The 19,447-nt window shown below is 39.0% G+C and carries 16 protein-coding genes; 11 read left to right on the top strand and 5 right to left on the bottom strand.

Annotated elements, in window-relative coordinates:
• Positions 1-2 precede the first annotated feature (2 nt).
• The 4 genes from vgrG to G5B37_RS09485 are packed head-to-tail and all read left to right on the top strand — an operon-like array spanning position 3 to position 4,031.
• Positions 3-1,787 (top strand): type VI secretion system tip protein VgrG, encoded by a 1,785-nt coding sequence (gene vgrG, locus G5B37_RS09470; RefSeq protein ID WP_164679794.1) that lies wholly within the window; start codon positions 3-5, stop codon positions 1,785-1,787.
• 8 nt (positions 1,788-1,795) lie between these two features.
• On the top strand, positions 1,796-2,314 hold the full coding sequence (locus G5B37_RS09475) for a contractile injection system tape measure protein (RefSeq protein ID WP_164679795.1): 519 nt from the start codon (positions 1,796-1,798) through the stop codon (positions 2,312-2,314).
• Entirely contained in the window at positions 2,305-3,639 is a 1,335-nt protein-coding gene (locus G5B37_RS09480) for an ATP-binding protein (protein WP_164679796.1), read from the top strand. The genes G5B37_RS09475 and G5B37_RS09480 overlap by 10 nt, the downstream gene beginning before the upstream one ends.
• 2 nt (positions 3,640-3,641) lie before the next feature.
• Complete coding sequence (locus G5B37_RS09485; protein ID WP_164679797.1) at positions 3,642-4,031, top strand: DUF4280 domain-containing protein; 390 nt, start codon at positions 3,642-3,644, stop codon at positions 4,029-4,031.
• On the opposite strand, the gene recQ is transcribed toward G5B37_RS09485, so the two are convergent.
• Positions 4,032-6,128, bottom strand: a complete 2,097-nt coding sequence (gene recQ / locus G5B37_RS09490) for a DNA helicase RecQ (RefSeq protein ID WP_164679798.1) — start codon at positions 6,126-6,128, stop codon at positions 4,032-4,034.
• Between the two features lie 138 nt (positions 6,129-6,266).
• Positions 6,267-6,599: a single-stranded DNA-binding protein gene (locus G5B37_RS09495; protein ID WP_164679799.1), complete on the bottom strand. Its 333-nt coding sequence runs from the start codon at positions 6,597-6,599 to the stop codon at positions 6,267-6,269.
• Positions 6,600-6,851: 252 nt separating this feature from the next.
• On the opposite strand from G5B37_RS09495, the gene G5B37_RS09500 reads away from it, so the two are divergent.
• From G5B37_RS09500 to acs, 4 genes are all read left to right on the top strand, one after another.
• Positions 6,852-7,664 carry a class I SAM-dependent methyltransferase gene (locus tag G5B37_RS09500; RefSeq protein WP_164679800.1) on the top strand — a complete coding sequence of 271 codons (813 nt, stop codon included), beginning with the start codon at positions 6,852-6,854 and terminating at the stop codon, positions 7,662-7,664.
• Between the two features lie 5 nt (positions 7,665-7,669).
• Entirely contained in the window at positions 7,670-7,954 is a 285-nt protein-coding gene (locus G5B37_RS09505; protein ID WP_164679801.1) for a DUF4212 domain-containing protein, read from the top strand.
• Positions 7,951-9,663: a sodium:solute symporter family protein gene (locus tag G5B37_RS09510; RefSeq protein WP_164679802.1), complete on the top strand. Its 1,713-nt coding sequence runs from the start codon at positions 7,951-7,953 to the stop codon at positions 9,661-9,663. The genes G5B37_RS09505 and G5B37_RS09510 overlap by 4 nt, the downstream gene beginning before the upstream one ends.
• A gap of 71 nt (positions 9,664-9,734) precedes the next feature.
• Positions 9,735-11,630 (top strand): acetate--CoA ligase, encoded by a 1,896-nt coding sequence (acs, locus tag G5B37_RS09515; protein WP_164679803.1) that lies wholly within the window; start codon positions 9,735-9,737, stop codon positions 11,628-11,630.
• Positions 11,631-11,640: 10 nt separating this feature from the next.
• Here the strand turns inward: acs and rseP are convergent, their stop codons facing one another.
• Positions 11,641-12,966 (bottom strand): RIP metalloprotease RseP, encoded by a 1,326-nt coding sequence (gene rseP / locus G5B37_RS09520; protein ID WP_164679804.1) that lies wholly within the window; start codon positions 12,964-12,966, stop codon positions 11,641-11,643.
• Between the two features lie 177 nt (positions 12,967-13,143).
• Between rseP and G5B37_RS09525 the strand changes: the two genes are divergently transcribed.
• From G5B37_RS09525 to feoB, 3 genes are all read left to right on the top strand, one after another.
• A complete protein-coding gene (locus tag G5B37_RS09525; RefSeq protein ID WP_164679805.1) occupies positions 13,144-13,806 on the top strand; it encodes an SCO family protein in 663 nt (220 codons plus the stop codon).
• Between the two features lie 86 nt (positions 13,807-13,892).
• Positions 13,893-14,117 carry a FeoA family protein gene (locus G5B37_RS09530; RefSeq protein ID WP_164679806.1) on the top strand — a complete coding sequence of 75 codons (225 nt, stop codon included), beginning with the start codon at positions 13,893-13,895 and terminating at the stop codon, positions 14,115-14,117.
• A 3-nt stretch (positions 14,118-14,120) separates the two neighbouring features.
• Positions 14,121-16,220 carry a ferrous iron transport protein B gene (feoB, locus tag G5B37_RS09535; protein WP_164679807.1) on the top strand — a complete coding sequence of 700 codons (2,100 nt, stop codon included), beginning with the start codon at positions 14,121-14,123 and terminating at the stop codon, positions 16,218-16,220.
• A 180-nt stretch (positions 16,221-16,400) separates the two neighbouring features.
• Here the strand turns inward: feoB and G5B37_RS09540 are convergent, their stop codons facing one another.
• Positions 16,401-18,887, bottom strand: a complete 2,487-nt coding sequence (locus G5B37_RS09540; RefSeq protein WP_164679808.1) for a zinc-dependent metalloprotease — start codon at positions 18,885-18,887, stop codon at positions 16,401-16,403.
• A gap of 73 nt (positions 18,888-18,960) precedes the next feature.
• Positions 18,961-19,410, bottom strand: a complete 450-nt coding sequence (locus tag G5B37_RS09545; protein ID WP_164679809.1) for a hypothetical protein — start codon at positions 19,408-19,410, stop codon at positions 18,961-18,963.
• Positions 19,411-19,447 lie beyond the last annotated feature (37 nt).

Genomic DNA, 19,447 nt, shown 5'->3' on the forward strand with positions numbered 1-19,447 from the left:
CTATGGCAATATCACCGGTAACTGAAGAAATCGACTTAGTTTCATACACTATTTTATCTAATGGAAAAGAAATCCCAAGCACGTACGAAATAGTAAGCATACAAATTGTTCAACAACTCAACAGAATTTCTGAGGCAGAAATTATACTTATAGATGGAAGCGTCACCAAACAAAAATTTGATGTGGCCGAGTCGAATACATTTGTTCCAGGCGCAGAAATAGAAATTAAATTAGGCTATCATGGTAAAGATGACTCTGTCTATAAAGGCCTAGTGATAAAACAAAATTTAATAATTAATCACGACAGTAGTACAAGATTACGCATTATTTGTAAAGACCATGCGCTTAAAATGACAGTTTGTAAAAATAGCGCAATCTATACAAATGCTACAGACGGCAGTATTCTTAAAACTCTTATTCAGAATTCTGGACTTTCTGCCGATGTTGCCACAACAACAGAAGAACATAAAGAAGTTGTGCAATATTGCACCACCGACTGGGATTTCTTGGTCACTCGCGCCGAAGTGAACGGATTGGTAGTACTTACCGACAATGGAAAAGTAGTTATTTCGAAACCGGCAGTCTCTGGTAGTCCTGTACTAGAAGTTGAATACGGCAGAGATGTATACGCGTTTGATGGCGAGCTAGACGCAACATTTCAATATTCTGAAGCGAAAAGAAACTCGTGGGATATGAGTACACAGAAAGTAATAGAAGCAACTTCTAGCGAGCCTACGGTAAACAAACAGGGAAATATTAGCGGGAAAAAACTTTCTGAGGTACTAGATGCAGGCGCTACTTTGCTTAGCTCTTCTGCAGCAATCACAAACGATACTCTTAGTACCTGGGCCAATGCTACTGTTTTAAAGTCAAGACTTTCTCGTTTTAAAGGAACACTAACTTTTCAGGGTTCTTCAAAAGCAACTGCAAATAGCACAATTTCATTAAAAGGTTTAAGTGACCGGTTTAACGGAGATGCCTTTATTTCTGGGGTAACACATTTAATTGAGAATGGGACTTGGCTAACAGAAGTGCGCTTAGGGCTTGAAAACAAGTGGTTTGCAGAAACTAATCAGGCGGCGGCGCCTATGGCCTCTGGTCTTATTCCAGGTGTGAAGGGGCTTCAGACTGGAGTGGTTAAGAAGATAGATGAAGACCCCGATAATCAGTTTCGAGTTCAAGTTGAAATACCGCTGTTAAATGCCGAAAACGAAGCCGTTTGGGCACGCCTCTCTACGTTCTATGCCAGCAATACATTTGGCGCATATTTTATGCCCGAAATAGGTGATGAGGTGATCCTAGGATTTATGAATGACGACCCGAGGTTTCCTATTATTTTAGGAAGTGTGTATAGTAGTAAGTTACCAGCACCAGAAACTCCAAACAAAGAGAATACCATAAAAACGTTGGTCACAAAAAGTAAGCTTCAACTCAAATTTGATGATGAGAAAAAAATTATAACCGTGCTCACCCCAAGTGGTAACACTATGGTTTTTAGTGATGAAGATGAAGCCATTACAGTATCAGACCAGAACAGTAATAAAATTACAATGAACCGCGACGGAATTTCGTTAGAAAGCCCTTCAAATATAGCGATAAAAGCAACTCAAGACGTAAGCATAAAAGGTGCGACAATAAGTATTAATGGCGACCGGTCTATCGATGCTTCTGGAGGAAATGTAGCTATAAGTGCAGAGATGTCTGCTTCACTAAAGGGGAGCGCAGATTGCGCGATTTCGAGTGATGGTAATTTAACAGCCAAAGGGCTCATGGTACTAATAAATTAATGGAACACATGGAACAACAATTTTTAAACCCTGAGTATGTTAGACATGCTGGTCTTATTATAACTGCTCCTTTTTTAGCCCTATTATTTTCTAGACTAGAGCTAACACAAAATAATGAATTTATAAATAGTAGTTCACAACACAGAGCTGTGCAACTATTAAATTATGTGGCATCTGGAGCTGAAGAAAATCTAGAGTATGAGCTCGTAGCACACAAGATACTATGCGGCATGCAACCAAATGAACCCTTGATTACTGGGACACCTCTCACCCATGCCGAAAAAGAAGTGGCAGATGATATGTTAATGGCTATAACACAACAGTGGACAGCCTTAAACACTACATCAAAGCAAGGGCTGCGCGAGACGTTTATCATGCGTGATGGTATAATTGAAGACGATGAAAATGCATTTTATTTAAAAGTGGAGCAAAAAGCCTTCGATGTCTTATTAGACCAGATACCGTGGGATATTGGCAGGATTAAATTAAGTTGGATGCATAAAATACTTGAGGTAACATGGAGGTAATACAAGCACTAGCGCAAACATTAGAAAGAGAACTAGGTTGGTTTCAACATGTGGTAGACATTCGTCTTAAGAACTATTTTTCGAATTCTAACACAGAGATCGAGGCGTTAGAAACACCTCCTAATATCACAAATGATGCATCTAAATATGCAAAAGAGTGCATCAAACACAATTTAGACCCTTTAGAGAGGTTGGTGCTAATTCTTGCCCTAATACCTCATCTTAAACCAAATGCGCTCGATGTATTTTTAATTAAAAACCAGAACCTTTCTATAGACTTTGTAGAATTTGGTGGAATTAGAACACCTTCAAAACCTGGATTCTTACCTACATTAGAGACCGCGTGTTTTATTGTTGGTGGGAGTCAACTAATTAAACGTTTTCTGTTTTTAGACCAAATAAGTTTAACAAATGTTCTGTTTAAAAATGGTATTTTAAAAGTAAACGAAAATGAAGAATTTGGTTTGAAAATGTCTTTACAAGTTTCTGCCGAATATCTTAGTCTGTTCACCACAGGAGAAAAAGCGCTACCAGAACATAGTACCTCGTTTCCAGCCAAAGTAATTACTACTCAATTAGACGCAACAGCCCTTATTGTAGATGACTCCGTTCATAATTCCCTCGCCGAGATAAGTCAATGGGTTATCCACGCCCCAAAAATTTTACACGAGTGGGGTCTTAAAAAGAATCTTAAGCCTGGTTATAGTGCACTCTTCTATGGTCCCCCAGGAACAGGAAAGACCTTAGCGGCTACCCTTCTCGGAAAAGCTACGGAACGCCCAGTCTATCGAGTAGACTTATCTATGATTGTTTCAAAATACATTGGTGAAACAGAAAAAAATATTAGAAAATTATTCGATGAAGCAGCGCATAAAAACTGGATACTCTATTTTGATGAAGCCGATGCGCTCTTTGGAAAAAGAACACAAACTAAAGACGCTAATGATAAATATGCAAACCAAGAAGTAGCTTACTTATTACAACGTATTGAGGACTTTTCAGGATTAGTAATTCTAGCTACCAATTTTTATAACATTGACGACACTTTTGCTAGACGATTTCAAACTATGATTTATTTTGCTAAACCTGGAAAGGAGCAGCGTAAATTACTTTGGAAGCAACTTTTTGAATCTAATTTAGATTTAGAATCAGACATAGACATCGATAAACTTTCCGAAAACCATGAGCTAACGGGTGGAGAAATGATTAATATTTTACGCCATTGCGCCCTTGAAGCAGCGAAACGGGGTCAGAAAACAATATTTGAAAAAGACATTATTACTGGTATTAGAAGAGAATTTAGCAAACAAAATAAAACTTTATAAGTATGCCACAGCAAGTATGTATGGGTGCAATGATGACTTGTTCTTTCGGTGTTGCGCCGTCTTCATTAGTCGTTTTGCCTGAAAATAGAGTGCTTACCAGCAATATGCCTGCCGCTACAATTATGGATAATAAACCGATGGTAAATATTCTTCCATTTGGCATGTGTTCATCTGTAACCAATCCTGCAGTGGCAGCTGCAACCACCGCAGCGCAAGGCGTACTAACCCCTGTGCCTTGCATTCCTGCCACAGTTGCGCCTTGGGCACCTGGAAGCCCAACGGTAATGATTGGTAATATGCCCGCGCTCAACAACACCTGTTCATTAAACTGTGTTTGGGGCGGCCAAATTACTATAAGTAAGGCAGGGCAGGCAACACATGATGTGGCTTAATTACTTTTGCGCTAATACCAGTCCATATTTTATCTTCCAATATGGTGTTTCTTCATTAAGGTACTCAAAGTAGGACTTTAAACTATCAGGGTTTTGCAAGGCTATTTTCGCCTTTTGTACAGTTGAAATTTCCTCAGACGTAATGAATTGAAATAAATCAATTTTGTGACCCTGTTCATATAACTTCAAAAAATGGCTATACACCGTATTTTCGGCTATCCCTCTTTTTTCTGAAATCTCTGTAACAGAATGTCCTTCTAATAATAACTGAAAGCTACGTTCGTGAGTGGCTACTTTATTTTCAACGGCATCTAAGTGCTTTGCGATAACCTGTAAAAAAACATCGGCATACTTTTCTAGCTTGGCCCGCCCTACACCACTAATTTTAGCAAAATCAGATATACTACGCGGCAGTTTCTGTTCCATATCTTGCAAACTAGCATCACTAAAAATTACGTAAGCAGGCACCCCCGCTTCACTAGCTAATTTAGTTCGCAAAGCACGTAGCTTCTCGAAGATGTCTTTTCGCTTCTTTGAAGTAGCCTTCTTTTTAACCACATCAATTACTGGTTGTATAAGGTCTGCTAATTGTACTTTTTTGCCATCAAATAAAATTTCTTTGGCGGTTGGAGTGAGCACTAATCTACCCTTTTCGTGGAACCAAATTTCCAATACTCCTTGATTCAAAAGCTGAATAACATATTGTTGTAAATCTTTCCAAGGGATTTCTCGGGCAGTGCCAAAAGTTTTGAGTTTCTGATATCCTTTTTCAAAAACCTGCGCATTTTGTGAGCCTCGTAATACGTCTATTACCATTCCCATTGCTTCTTGTTCTTGCAAACGAGCCACAGCTGAACAAATTTTTTGAGCAATCACTGTTCCATCAATGTACTGTGGTGGAGACTTACAAATGTCACAATTACCACAATCTTGGGTCTTGTGTTCTCCAAAATAATTAAGTAGTGCTTTTCTTCGACAGCTCAATGCTTCGGCAAATTGCTGCATTCGGTCTAACTTCGCTAGTTGAAAAGCTTCTGTAGGTGTGCCTTCGGCAAATTTCCGAAGCATGATTACGTCTGCAAAACTGTAAAACATCAAACCCTGTGCAGGGAGTCCGTCCCGACCGCTACGTCCAATTTCCTGATAATAGCCTTCAATATTTTTAGGCATATTATAGTGAATCACCCACCGCACATTACTTTTGTCTATTCCCATGCCAAAGGCAATGGTTGCAACAATTATTGGTGTTCTGTCATTGATAAAATCATCTTGAATTCGGCTTCGTTCTTCAGCTTCGATTCCTGCGTGATAGGCTTCTGCTTTAAATCCTTTTGCAATAAGCTTTTCAGCTACACTTTGAGTGCTCTTTCGACTTAAACAATAAATAATACCGCTTTGCTCTTCTTTTTCCTTCAAAAATTGAAGAATTTGTTGCATTCTCTGTTGTCCAGGCCTTACATCAAGATACAGATTTGGCCTGTCAAACGAGGACACATACCTTTGGGCGCCATCCATTCCTAATTGTATTACAATATCATCTTGTGTTGCACGGTCTGCAGTTGCCGTTAAGGCAATAATAGGTGTGCCTGGAAACTCTTTTTGCAACCTATTTAATTGCGTATAAGCAGGTCTAAAATCATGACCCCAAGCCGAAATACAGTGCGCTTCATCTATAGCAATCAGGGAAATTTCAATATCCTGAAAATAATGAACAAGATTCCAAACACTCTCTGGAGCAACATACAATAGTTTTAGTTGACTGGTCGTCAGGTTATTTAGTACCGCCTCTTGTACTTCGGGCAACTGGCTACTGTTGTAATAGGCAGCATTTATACCGTTAGCATTTAAGGCATCTACCTGGTCTTTCATTAGGGCAATTAGCGGCGAAATGACAATTGTGGTTCCCTCGAAGGCTAGTGCTGGCAATTGAAAACACAATGACTTACCCCCACCTGTTGGCATGATTGCCAACGTATTGTTTCCTGTTAATACATTTTCGATTATTTCTTGCTGGTTGGGACGAAAACTATCAAAACCAAAGTGAGTTTTTAAAAGAGTGTGGATGTAATTTTGCTGAGTGGTGGTTTGCGAGGTCATTGTGGTAAAATTAAATATAATTTGTCGTCTTAGTATTCGCTCTACTGGATAATTTTAGAGGTTGTTTTTGACAAGAATTGTTGAAATAATACTAAAAAAGACGCCATAGGCGCCTTTTTTATCTAGGTAAAGAAAAGTTTATTTTCCAAACATTAATAGCTCATTACATAGGATTTCTGTAATGTACTGTTTGTTTCCGCTTTGATCCTCCCAAGAGCGGTTGGTGAGTTTCCCTTCAATGGCTATTTCTTTGCCCTTGGTAACGTAGTTTTCTACAACAGTAACAAGGCCCCCTTTTACGACTACGTTGTGCCAGAAGGCGCGTTCTACTTTGTTTCCATCTTTGTCTTTGTAGCTATCGTCAGTAGCCATAGAAAATTTGGCCATTTTGTTGCCATCTTTAAAGGTTACAATTTCTGGGTCTTGTCCCAATCTTCCAATCAACTGTACTTTGTTTCTAAGTGCGTTCATAATTTTAATTTTTAATAAAACAGTTAAGATAATCCAGAATCGGTCTGGAGGCCGTTGTTGATTTGTTTCAACAGTGCAAATATTAGAAGGCAACCAAATTCTATTCGACTTTTACACATTTACTTTCGTTTATAAACGTTTGTAAGTGTTTGTAAATACTTTATAATACTGCCTACCAGTGTTTTATCTATTTTATACGTTCTATAAAAATCTCACAACTATTTGCTATCTTACAACGATAAACTTTCGATCATGGCTAAAAATTCACAACCCTATATTCTCGGAACTGACGCTAAAGAACTCCACAGGCTTGGCGTTCAACACCAAATATGGGCAAGTGAAGCACAACTCGGTTGGCATACAGCTGGGTTTACTGCAGGAAACACACTTTTAGATTTAGGCTGTGGTCCTGGATTCTGTACCAAAGAATTAGCATACATTGCTGGAGAAACAGGAAAAGTTATTGGCGTAGACCTAGACGAAGGGTTTATACATCATCTAAAACAATTAACTCAATTACACGAAATTCAAATAGATGCAATTTGCTCAGACTTTAATAATCTCGATCTCTCAAAAAATAGCCTAGACGGCATGTATTGTCGCTGGGCACTAGCATGGATTGACAACCCAAAAGAGATACTTCAAAAGGTATATAATGCTTTAAAGCCTGGGGGAAAGATGGTAATTCATGAATATTACGATTGGAGTACCCACCAAACAGAACCAAATTTACCTTCTCTGGATAAAGCCATTGCTGCTTGTCTTCACAGTTTTAAACAACAAAAGGGTGAGATAGACATTGGAAGAGAGTTGCCCCGAATTTTATCTGAAATTGGCATGACTGTGACCAACGTTCGGCTAATGCCAAAATTAGCAACCCCTAACAATCTTGCCTGGCAATGGCCGAAAACATTTTACTACAGCTATTTTCCGCGTCTTGTACAGATGGGGCTACTTACCGAAGAAGACCAAATACAGGCATACGAAGATCACAAAATACTAGAAAAAACAGAAGGAGCTACCTTGTTTTGCCCAATGATGGTAGAAGTAATCGCTGAAAAGTAGGCTCTATGAAAAACAATAAACAGCATGCTAAAGCCTATTGGAAAGAAAATATTAGGTATGTAAGTATTTTGCTAATCGTATGGTTTATAGCTTCTTATGGATGCGGTATTTTGTTTAAAGATGCTCTCGACACTATTGCTTTGGGTGGATTCAAACTAGGATTTTGGTTTGCACAGCAGGGAGCAATCTACGTTTTTGTAATTCTCATCTTTGTGTATGTAAGACTCATGAACAAACTCGATAGAAAATACGGCTTCGACAAAGAGCCAACGAATAAAAAAGAGTTATGAGTGTACAAACCTGGACCTACATTTTAGTGGGAGTAACTTTTGCCTTATATATAGGAATCGCCATCTGGAGTAGAGCTACCTCAACAAAAGATTTTTATGTCGCTGGTGGTGGCGTTTCACCTTGGGCCAACGGTATGGCAACTGCTGCAGATTGGATGAGTGCGGCATCGTTTATATCTATGGCAGGAATAATTGCGTTTTCAGGATACGACGGCTCTGTATATCTCATGGGTTGGACTGGCGGCTATGTACTTTTAGCGTTGCTCTTAGCACCTTACCTTAGAAAATTTGGAAAGTTCACTGTACCCGATTTCATCGGCGAACGTTACTACTCTAAAACAGCTCGAGTTGTAGCTGTTTTATGTGCCCTTCTTGTTTCCTTTACATACGTCGCTGGACAAATGCGCGGCGTTGGCGTGGTGTTTTCAAGATTTTTGGAAGTTGACATAAATACTGGAGTTGTAATTGGAATGATTATCGTGCTGTTTTATGCTGTTCTAGGTGGTATGAAAGGCATTACATATACACAGGTTGCACAATATTGCGTCCTTATTTTTGCTTTTATGGTGCCTGCCATTTTTATCAGTTTTCAGATGACAGGAAACCCAGTACCCCAACTTGGTATGGGTAGTACTGTAAATGATGGTTCTGGAATGTATGTATTAGAAAAACTAAATGGCCTTTCTACAGAGCTTGGTTTTAGCGAATATACAAGTGGAACGAAAAGCCGCCTAGATGTCTTCGCAATTACTTTAGCACTTATGGTAGGTACCGCTGGTTTGCCACATGTAATTGTTCGGTTTTTTACAGTTAAGAAAGTGAAAGATGCTCGAAAATCTGCGGGTATCGCACTCCTGCTAATTGCTATTTTATATACTACAGCACCTGCCGTAGCAGTTTTTGCCAAGACTAATATGATTAATACTGTAAGTGAACAACCCTATGAAGAAATGCCAGCGTGGTTTAAGAATTGGGAGCAAACAGGATTGCTAGCTTACTCAGACAAAAACAATGATGGCGTAATTCAATATGTTGCCAATCCTGAAAGTAATGAGTTGATGGTAGATCGTGATATTATGGTATTAGCCAATCCCGAAATAGCCAATCTACCAGCTTGGGTAATTGCTCTAGTTGCTGCCGGTGGCCTAGCAGCAGCACTTTCTACCGCAGCAGGTTTGCTACTTGTAATATCTTCCTCGGTTTCTCACGACTTAATTAAGAATGTCTTTAAACCTTCTATTTCAGAAAAAGGAGAACTCCTAGCTGCTCGATTGGCAGCAACAGTAGCCGTTATAATTGCGGGATATTTTGGTATTAATCCGCCGGGATTTGTAGCGGCCGTCGTGGCACTAGCTTTTGGTCTGGCTGCAGCATCGTTTTTCCCCGCCATTGTACTCGGAATATTTTACAAAAAAATGAATAAAGAAGGAGCAGTTACAGGTATGATTGTAGGTATTTCTTTGATGCTTTTTTATATGCTGAAATTTAAATTTGGCATTTTTGATGGCGGAAAAGAAGCTGTAGCTGGCCTTAAAGAGCATTGGTGGTTTGGTATTTCGCCCGAAGGTTTTGGTGCTGTGGCAATGTTTGTTAATTTTATTGTTGCCCTAGTTGTAAATGCACTTACACCCGCTCCCCCGTCTTCGGTCCAAGATATTGTAGAAAACATCAGGATTCCTAGTGGTGCTGGTGAAGCTAGTACCCATTAAGTGTCTTTTTTTTGTTTCTGAAACCATCAAAATTTGTATCTTTTCAGTTGCAAATTTACCGATAAGTCTCCATGAATCACTACCACATAACTTCCGAAGAACAATACCGAAAAGCCTATAAAGAATCTGTAAAAAATCCAGCTGACTTTTGGTCCGATATTGCTACTAATTTTAAATGGCGTAAGAAGTGGGATTCTGTACTTGAATATGATTTTTCTATTCCTGAAATTGCTTGGTTTAAAGGCGCGCAACTTAATATTACAGAAAATTGCATAGATAGACACCTTCCAGAACGAGGTACTAAAACCGCCTTATTATTTGAACCCAACAACCCAAATGAGCCAGCGCAACACATTACGTACCAAGAACTACATGACAAGGTCTGCCAAATGGCAAATGTATTAAAGCAAAAAGGTGTAAAAAAAGGAGATCGTATTTGTTTATATCTACCAATGATCCCAGAATTAGCCATTGCAATATTGGCATGTGCTAGAATTGGCGCGATACATTCGGTAGTGTTTGCAGGTTTTTCGGCTGTTGCCTTAGCAGCACGCATTAACGATTCTAATTGTAGTATCGTTATTACCAGTGATGGCGCTTTCCGAGGAAATAAAACAATTAACCTAAAAGAAATTGTAGATAAGGCGCTTCAAGAATGTAAATCGGTGCGAACAGTACTTTTAGTAAACAGAATTAATAATAATTGCTCAATAACTGATGGCCGTGACGAGTGGTTACAACCTCTTTTAGATACTGCGGAAACTTCCTGCGTCCCAGAAATAATGAATGCCGAAGACCCTCTTTTTATTTTGTATACCTCTGGCTCTACTGGAACACCAAAAGGAATGGTACATACCACCGCAGGGTATATGGTTTACAGCGCCTTTACATTTAAAAATGTATTTCAATATGAAGAAGATGACGTGTATTGGTGTACCGCAGATATTGGGTGGATTACGGGTCATAGTTATATAGTGTATGGTCCGTTAGCCAATGGAGCGACCTCTGTACTATTTGAAGGTGTGCCAAGTTATCCAGATTATGGGCGATTTTGGGAAATAGTTCAAAAACACGCGGTAACCCTTTTTTATACAGCTCCAACAGCAATTAGGGCCTTGGCAAAGCAAGGAAAAGAATGGACAGAAAAATATAACTTATCGAGTCTAAAAACCTTAGGGTCTGTAGGAGAACCTATTAATGAGGAAGCCTGGGAGTGGTACGATGATCATGTAGGTAAAAACCGATGCCCTATAGTAGATACTTGGTGGCAAACAGAAACAGGTGGAATTCTTATTTCTTCTTTAGCGGGTGTTACGAAGCAAATTCCAACATTTGCTACTCTTCCTATGCCCGGTATTCAACCTTGTTTAATGGATGACAATGGCACAGAAATTTCGTTCTGGAAAGCAGAAGGAAGACTTTGCATTAAATTTCCATGGCCTTCTATTGCTCGCACCATATGGGGGAATCATGAGCGTTACAAAAACACTTATTTTACGGCATATACCAATACTTATTTTACAGGAGATGGCGCCTTACGAGATGCCGATGGCAACTACAGAATTACGGGTAGGGTAGACGACGTAGTTATTGTCTCAGGGCACAATCTAGGCACTGCCCCCATAGAAGATGCCATTAATGAGCACCCTATGGTTGCAGAAAGTGCATTGGTAGGATTTCCGCACGATATAAAAGGAAACGCTTTATATGGCTTTGTAACATTAAAGGGCGGAGAAGGCACTGCAGCTCTTAAAAAAGAAATCAATGCATTAATTTCAGAAAAAATTGGTCCGATTGCCAAATTAGATAAAATTCAGTTTACGTCGGGACTTCCAAAAACGCGTAGTGGTAAGATTATGCGCCGTATTCTTAGGAAAATAGCTACCAATGAAATCGATGCATTAGGAGACATCTCTACATTGTTAAATCCAGAAGTTGTTGAACAGATTATTTCAGAAAAAAAATAAACTTATGGCGTCATTCAAACAACCAGCGATAAATATCGTTTCCGTTGGCAAAGAGCACTAAACCAATTAACAGGAAGAAGCCAACCATTTGAGCATATTCCATAAATTTGTCGTTCGGTTTTCTACCCGAAATCATTTCGTACAACAAGAACATAACATGTCCTCCATCTAATGCCGGAATAGGCAACACATTCATAAAGGCAAGAATGATAGAAATAAGTGCTGTAGTCTGCCAGAAGCTAGACCAGTCCCAAACATCTGGGAATAAGTTTCCAATGGCTCCAAAACCACCTACCTGTGTAGCGCCTTTTGCAGTAAAGACATATTTAAACTGGTACACGTAATCTTTCAGAATATTATATCCGTAATTAATTCCGCCACCAATACTTTCCCAGAGCGTATAATTTACTTGTACATAATTGTCTGTATATTCTCGGGCAAAGTTGTTAATTCCTAACTGTCCGTTTTCATTTGGAGTTACGGTAAATTGCATTTGTTCTCCACCTCTGTCTACGGTAATGGTAATTGGTTTTTCAGGACTAGCGCCAACGGCCTCAGACATGCTTCTAAATGTATTGACGGTTGTACCATTCACTTGAAGCACGCGATCACCAACTCTAAGATCAGATTTCCCTGCGGGTAAGTCGGGATAAATGGTGTCTATAACGGTAGTACGCATTGGTTGAAACGGCTCTAGATCGCCTGCCTTAAACATGGTCATTCCAATATCTTCGGGTAAAGCAATAGTTTCTGTATTTCCGTTGTTGTGCCGTACTGTAATATTTTCTACGTCTCTTAAAAATAAGAACTTATTAAGGTCATTTAAATTTTCAAAATCGCTACCATTTACCTGTAGTACCTTATCTCCATCTTGAAATCCCATGGCTCTAAATTCCTGAGATACTGAGAATCCGTTTGGCAAATTATCGTTAGTTACAATCTTCTGACCGTTGCTATAAAAAATCCCAATATAGATTAAGAATCCCACAATGATATTTACTGTAACACCCCCTAACATTATAATAAGTCGTTGCCACGCTGGCTTACTTCTAAACTCCCACGGTTGTGGAGGTAGTGCCATTTGCTCTTTATCCATACTCTCATCGATCATTCCGGCAATTTTCACATAACCTCCTAGAGGTAACCAGCCGATACCATAGGTAGTTTCTCCTATTTTCTTCTTTATAAGTGCAAATTTTACATCAAAAAAGAGAAAGAACTTTTCAACGCGTGTTTTAAAAAGCTTGGCAGGAATAAAGTGACCAAGTTCGTGAAGTATAATTAATATAGATAAGCTAAGTAATAGCTGAATTGCTTTAACGGCAAATGGACTCATAATCGTTCGTCTTATTTTACAGGCATGCCCGCAAATTTGAAGCCACAAAAGTAGTCTTTTGCCGCTTCAATTAAAAATAAATAAATAGTGCTCTGTTTGACGCTAAAAAGTATTGTGCGTTACACTTTTAGTTGTGCTATTTGGGTTGTAATTTTGCTGAAATTTTAGTTCGCCAACATGCTTCAATTCTTTTCAAAATACAAATTCTTTTTGGTGGTACTGTTAGTCCTTTCCATCATTATAATTTCTGTCATTTATTCTGTATTAAAGCCAAAAGAAATATTGCCAGTTTTTCAACCTTCTGAAGTAAATGTAGAATTGGTAGACAGTACGCTTCATTACAAGAAAAAATACCACACCATTGCCGATTTCAGTTTAAAAAATCAGAATGGAGCAATTGTTACGCAAGACAACTATAAAGATAAGATTTACGTTGCCGATTTCTTTTTTACAACCTGCCAAACCATATGTCCAGTAATGACAGGTAATATGGCCAAGTTACAAGAAGCGCTTAAAAACGATGCAGATGTATTGCTCCTTTCTCACACCGTACAACCTGAAGTAGACACTATTGCTCAACTTAAAAGATATGCATTAGAAAAAGGCGTAAACGATGCTAAATGGAACCTTGTTACTGGCGAAAAAGAACAAATTTACAATCTGGCACGCAAAAGTTATTTGGCCGCAAAAGATGCTCCGTATAGTCCTTATGAGCTTATTCACACAGAAAATTTTGTGCTGGTTGACACCAAAAAACGAATTCGTGGTTTCTACGACGGCACCCAACCAGAAGCTATAGAGAGACTACTAAAAGATATAGCTATCTTAAAGGCAGAATAATACCCTCCTTTTTTTATAAGATTGCTTTTGAGCCTGCACTTTTTCGCGTATTTTTGCCTTGTTTAAAATCAATCTAAATAAACTTCATGCTTACCATAGCTAATTTAAAAAAAGGTGAACGCGCTATTATCAAATCGTTTGAAGTAGAGAGCGTACCTTTAAAACTCCTAGAAATGGGGTGTTTACCAGGCAATGAGGTAATGATTGTACAACAAGCTCCTTTTCGTGACCCATTATATTTAAATATAAATGGGAGTCACTTGGCTATTCGCAAAGAGACAGCTTCCCTTATTCAAATTGAACGCATCTAGAGTATGGCTCGACAGATTAATGTAGCACTTATCGGGAATCCTAACACGGGTAAAACATCTGTTTTTAATAGACTCACAGGGCTGAACCAAAAAGTTGGAAATTATCCCGGAATCACTGTTGAGAAAAAAGAAGGAATCTGCAAATTAGACCGCGGACTCAAAGCGCACGTTATTGACCTTCCTGGAACGTATAGTTTGAATGCATCTTCTCTAGATGAAAATGTAGTGATAGAGCTGCTACTAAATAAAAACGACAAAGATTTTCCCGATGTAGCCGTAGTAGTTGCCGATGTAGAAAACCTAAAACGAAATTTGCTGCTATTTACGCAGATAAAAGATTTAGGAATCCCAACTATTTTAGCAATAAACATGTCTGATAGAATGACCCGAAAGGCCATTTCTATAGATATTGAAGTGTTAGAAGATAAGTTAGAGACTAAAATTGCGTTGATTAGCTCACGAAAAAATGAAGGGTTTGATATCCTTACCGAATATATCGCGAACCACGCAACGCTTTCAACCAAGCCTTGTGTAAATGCCTCTGTTATTGCGCCAGACTATTTTGAACGTCTTCGTAAAGCATTTCCAAACCAAGATTTATATAAGCTTTGGTTGGTTATTACACAAGATGTTAACTTTGGTAAGTTAGAACGTGGTGAACTTAATACCATCGCTACATTTCAGACTGAAAGCAAAAGTAATTTAAAGCGTCTTCAGCAAAAAGAGACCATCGCTCGCTACCAATTTATAAACGGTGTTTTAAAAGAAACCCTTACTATAGACACGGCAAATGCAAAAGATTTTAGAAGCAGCTTAGATCGTATTTTAACGCATAAAATCTGGGGGTACGTTATTTTCTTCGGCATTCTACTCCTTATTTTTCAAGCTATTTTTGACTGGAGTAGCTACCCGATGGACTTTATAGACACCTCGTTTGCGCAATTGAGTGAATGGGTTAAAAACACATTGCCGGCGGGTGATTTTACCAACCTTCTTGCCGAAGGAATTATTTCTGGGTTAGGAGGGATTATCATTTTTATTCCACAAATTGCATTTCTCTTTTTATTTATTGCCATACTCGAAGAAAGCGGCTATATGAGTCGTGTTGTGTTTTTAATGGATCGAATTATGCGACGCTTTGGTTTGAGCGGAAAAAGCGTTGTACCACTAGTTTCTGGAACAGCCTGTGCCATTCCTGCAATTATGGCGACTCGCAATATAGAAAGTTGGAAAGAGCGATTGATTACCATTTTGGTTACTCCTTTTACCACCTGCTCGGCACGACTACCTGTGTATTTAATAATCATTGCACTGGTAATTCCAGACCAACGAGTTTTAGGAATTTTTAGTCTTCAAGGGCTTACGTTAATGTTTTTATATCTCTTAGGATTTGGAGCCGCGTTATTTTCGGCTTGGTTGCTCAACAAAACATTAAAAATTCGAAGCAAAACCTTCTTTGTTGTTGAAATGCCTAATTACAAAGTACCCATGTTTAAAAATGTTGCCATTACGGTAATTGAAAAAACAAAGTCTTTTGTAGTAGGAGCGGGTAAAATTATATTAGCTATTTCAATTATTCTATGGGTACTTGCAAGTTACGGACCAGGAGATTTTAACAATGCTTCGGAAATCGTCGCACAACAAGCTAATGCAGAGAACCTTTCCGAAGAAGAACTAGAAACTAAAATTGCTTCGTATAAATTAGAACACAGTTATATTGGTATTCTGGGTAAAGGCATAGAGCCTGCTGTAGAACCATTGGGCTACGATTGGAAAATTGGAATTGCCATTGTAAGTTCTTTTGCCGCTCGTGAAGTATTTGTAGGTACCCTCGCTACTATATACAGCGTAGGGAGCGAAGAAGAAGAAACTATAAAAAACCGTATGGCAGCCGAAGTTAACCCTGTTTTAGGAACCCCGCAATTTAACTTTGCTAGCGGTGTCTCACTTTTGCTATTTTATGCTTTTGCTATGCAATGTATGAGTACACTTGCCGTTGTGAGACGTGAAACCAATAGCTGGAAATGGCCTCTTTGGCAGCTAATAGCCATGAGTGCTATTGCCTATGTCGTGGCGCTAGCAGCTTATCAATTTTTAAAGTAATTTTGTAATATGCAGACTTTTCTTGTCATTCTTACCTTTTTATTCGCCTTGGGCTACTTGCTCAAAAAATTTGTATGGACGCCCGTATTTGAGTCCAGAAACACTTCTTCGAGCACCCTAGATGGCAACAAAATGAAATGTGGTAAAAATGACTGCGGGTGTCATTAACCATTTATCATTCTATTTCTCTGGATTAAGTATACGCTCAATTCTTGCAATAGCATCTTCATAATGGTAGCGTGACACTTTATTTATACCTATGTTCTTTGCAGTTCGTAATTGGCGCTGCAGCGCAACCAACTCACCACGCACCAATGGGCGTACATCGCTAGTGCTTACATTAAAAACTAACGTGCTTTCAAAACCAACTCTGCCGCGTCTGGCAGTTGGTCCTTTATCTGTCATAAGATACTCCATACGATCTAGATAAGAGCGTTGCAAATTTCTTCTATAGATGTCTACATTACCTCCTCTACTAGCTTCACTCCATAGGCCAGAACGCAACTCTTGAAGCATATCTAGAGCCGAATAATATTGATCTCCTGTAGTTTCGGCATCTATTAAACGCCCAATTCTGTCGAAACTCAACAAATTATTAAGGTGGCGTGATTGTAGTCTTCGCATACGTTCAAAATAACCTGCGTGATCAATATTCTGCAAAATAGTAGGATCTAATAGCCACTCGGGTGTTTCAAAAACATTGTTATGCAACCATTGCATTGATTGTTGTTGCTCGTCCTTGTCTACATGTGTATAAATAGCACCCCCTTGTTTAGGAGTTTTTATATTTTCGAACACGCCTCCAATATTGGTTACTACATGCCCCGCATAACGACTGTAAACACCTAGTAATTCTCCGTATAATTCTTCAAGATCATTATAATTGTTTGTTCGGTTGCTCGTCCAATTTGGTAAATTACTGGCAACATATTTTAAGTTAGCAATTCCATAGTCACTTGCTTTTCTAGGATTATTACCTATACCTTCTGTTTGAGATTGTGGGTCGAAACGGCTTGATTGTCTTCCAAATTTATAGATGGGGTCGTCTCCTTTTGCTTCTATCCAAGATGTTAACGTCGTTTTCTCCGCTTCTGCAGAATTTGCACCTGGGATTACGCGATAGCCCCAGTTGGTAGCATAATGATCGTACGGACCCATTTGGCGTATAAATCTGATATTTTCATCGCCTGGCTGTGCAATATAATTGTATCGCGCATAATCCATTAAACTAGCCGCAATTCCGTTCTTTTGAGTAAAGGTCCCGCTTCTATAATCTTCTACATCGTAGGCGTAACTTGCTGCCATATTGTGAGGAAATCCTAAGGCGTGCCCCACTTCATGTGCTATTACCATACGCATCATCTCGCCAATTTCTTCATCGGGTGTATTGAGGGTTCTTGCTGAAGGGTTTGCAGCCCCTGTTTCTAACATATATCTGTTCCTGTAACTGCGCAAGTGATTGTGATACCAAATTATATCACTTTCAATAATTTCACCGCTTCGAGGATCCGAAACGCTAGGCCCAACAGCATTTCTTGTAGTGCTAGCAACATACCGTACCACCGAATATCTAATATCTTCTGGACTAAATTCTGGGTCCTCTTCTGGGGTAGGAGCATCTTTAGCGATAATGGCGTTTTTAAACCCAGCCGATTCAAACGGTTTTTGCCAATCTTCTATTCCTTGCTTAATATATTTTTGCAAGTTTTCTGGAGTACCAGGATCTAAATAGTAAACAATAGGCTTTATAGGTTCAACCAGCTCGCCACGCGCGTAAGCTGCTGGATCTTTTGGCTCTAATCTCCAGCGACGTATGTACGTTTTCTGATCTGCCTTAAGCTCATCACTTCCAAAATCGTATTGACTTACTGTGAAAAATCCAACCCGAGGATCAAACAAACGCGGTTGCATTGGTTCTTCGGGAAGCAAAATCATAGATTGGTTCATCTGTAAGCTAATAGTCTGGGTGGCAGAATTAGATGGTGGCTCAGAAGCATCGTAGGTTACATCTTGTTTTACTTCAATATTTAGCGGAAAACTTTTCACGCTATTAATAAAGCTTCGACTGGCGTCCAACTTTTTCACTTTGTACTGTTTCCGAAGTCGTGTACCTAAGCCACTAATTGCTTTTACATCACTAGTAAAAAACTTGGTAACATCTATCACCACCGCAGTGCTATCGTTATTAACTGCCTTTATATCGAACGCAAATAATGTAGGTTCATAATTGTTCACCGAAACCGATTTACTAATTGCTTTGGTACTATCTGCAATGTTCGTATAGCTTTTAACTTTCAGCAGCAGTTTATCCTGAAAGCGTTCCCAATGTACCACTTGCTCATTGGTTTTAGAGCCCGCATTTACATAACCACCTCCAAGGCCCGTAGGTATTTGGGCAATTCTACTTACCCATAGCATGTCTTTTTTATAGAGATTGGTTGGAATCTCGTAGAAAAATTTTTCTTTAATTTTATGTACTACAAAAAGACCGCTATCACTCACCGCCTCTTTGGTAATCACCTTATTATAAGGTTGAATTCCATTTTTATCTGTTTTCTTTTTTTCTTTTGCCTCGGTAACTTTTGCAGGTGCTTTTTTCTTTTTTGACACGGTTCCGCAAGAGGCGAGAAGAGCGGTAAATACGAGTAGGAGAAGCGTTTTTTTCATGAAGATGCGTTTTGCAGAACAAATTACGCATATCATAATAAAAAACCTACGTTAGCTGTCTTCTTCGGAAATTTTACTTGATTACCACATCTATCACTAATTTATAATCGAGCGCTGCAGTACCTGTTTCTGAAGTCGGATACGGGTTTATTGCTGTGGCTATAAGCGTTGTCTTTCCGCTTTGATAAAATGTGTGGTTATTAGTTTCTCCAGGTTTTAGCTTACCAAAAATAAGTTCGTTACTCTCTACAGTCATCTCGTCTTCACTAGTTTCTACTAACAATTTGGCGCGACCTTGCCAAAAACAATTGGTGCCTGTTGGGCATCTCGAGTCTTCCATCACCTCTTTAAAGTGCACTTTTAACGAACCTAGCATTACATGTTCACCCAACGCCAAGATGATTGTCTGGTTTTTGAGCTCTGCTGTTGTTTGTGAAGTGGGGTTAGCCACCGCATCGGCCGTATTTTTTGGCGTCCCACATGAGGCAATTGTGATAAAAGATAGAAGAATAAGTTTGTACATGTTTTATGCTTTAGAGGCATAAAGATAAAGACTAAAT

This window comes from Rasiella rasia (assembly GCF_011044175.1).
In the GTDB taxonomy this organism is placed as follows: Bacteria; Bacteroidota; Bacteroidia; order Flavobacteriales; family Flavobacteriaceae; genus Marinirhabdus; species Marinirhabdus rasia.

Excerpts from the sequence above, each read along its gene's own strand:
- vgrG (WP_164679794.1), top strand. The coding sequence starts at position 3 with ATGGCAATATCACCGGTAACTGAAGAAATCGACTTAGTTTCATACACT.
- G5B37_RS09475 (WP_164679795.1), top strand. The coding sequence starts at position 1,796 with ATGGAACAACAATTTTTAAACCCTGAGTATGTTAGACATGCTGGTCTT.
- G5B37_RS09480 (WP_164679796.1), top strand. The coding sequence starts at position 2,305 with ATGGAGGTAATACAAGCACTAGCGCAAACATTAGAAAGAGAACTAGGT.
- G5B37_RS09485 (WP_164679797.1), top strand. The coding sequence starts at position 3,642 with ATGCCACAGCAAGTATGTATGGGTGCAATGATGACTTGTTCTTTCGGT.
- recQ (WP_164679798.1), bottom strand. The coding sequence starts at position 6,128 with ATGACCTCGCAAACCACCACTCAGCAAAATTACATCCACACTCTTTTA.
- G5B37_RS09495 (WP_164679799.1), bottom strand. The coding sequence starts at position 6,599 with ATGAACGCACTTAGAAACAAAGTACAGTTGATTGGAAGATTGGGACAA.
- G5B37_RS09500 (WP_164679800.1), top strand. The coding sequence starts at position 6,852 with ATGGCTAAAAATTCACAACCCTATATTCTCGGAACTGACGCTAAAGAA.
- G5B37_RS09505 (WP_164679801.1), top strand. The coding sequence starts at position 7,670 with ATGAAAAACAATAAACAGCATGCTAAAGCCTATTGGAAAGAAAATATT.
- G5B37_RS09510 (WP_164679802.1), top strand. The coding sequence starts at position 7,951 with ATGAGTGTACAAACCTGGACCTACATTTTAGTGGGAGTAACTTTTGCC.
- acs (WP_164679803.1), top strand. The coding sequence starts at position 9,735 with ATGAATCACTACCACATAACTTCCGAAGAACAATACCGAAAAGCCTAT.
- rseP (WP_164679804.1), bottom strand. The coding sequence starts at position 12,966 with ATGAGTCCATTTGCCGTTAAAGCAATTCAGCTATTACTTAGCTTATCT.
- G5B37_RS09525 (WP_164679805.1), top strand. The coding sequence starts at position 13,144 with ATGCTTCAATTCTTTTCAAAATACAAATTCTTTTTGGTGGTACTGTTA.
- G5B37_RS09530 (WP_164679806.1), top strand. The coding sequence starts at position 13,893 with ATGCTTACCATAGCTAATTTAAAAAAAGGTGAACGCGCTATTATCAAA.
- feoB (WP_164679807.1), top strand. The coding sequence starts at position 14,121 with ATGGCTCGACAGATTAATGTAGCACTTATCGGGAATCCTAACACGGGT.
- G5B37_RS09540 (WP_164679808.1), bottom strand. The coding sequence starts at position 18,887 with ATGAAAAAAACGCTTCTCCTACTCGTATTTACCGCTCTTCTCGCCTCT.
- G5B37_RS09545 (WP_164679809.1), bottom strand. The coding sequence starts at position 19,410 with ATGTACAAACTTATTCTTCTATCTTTTATCACAATTGCCTCATGTGGG.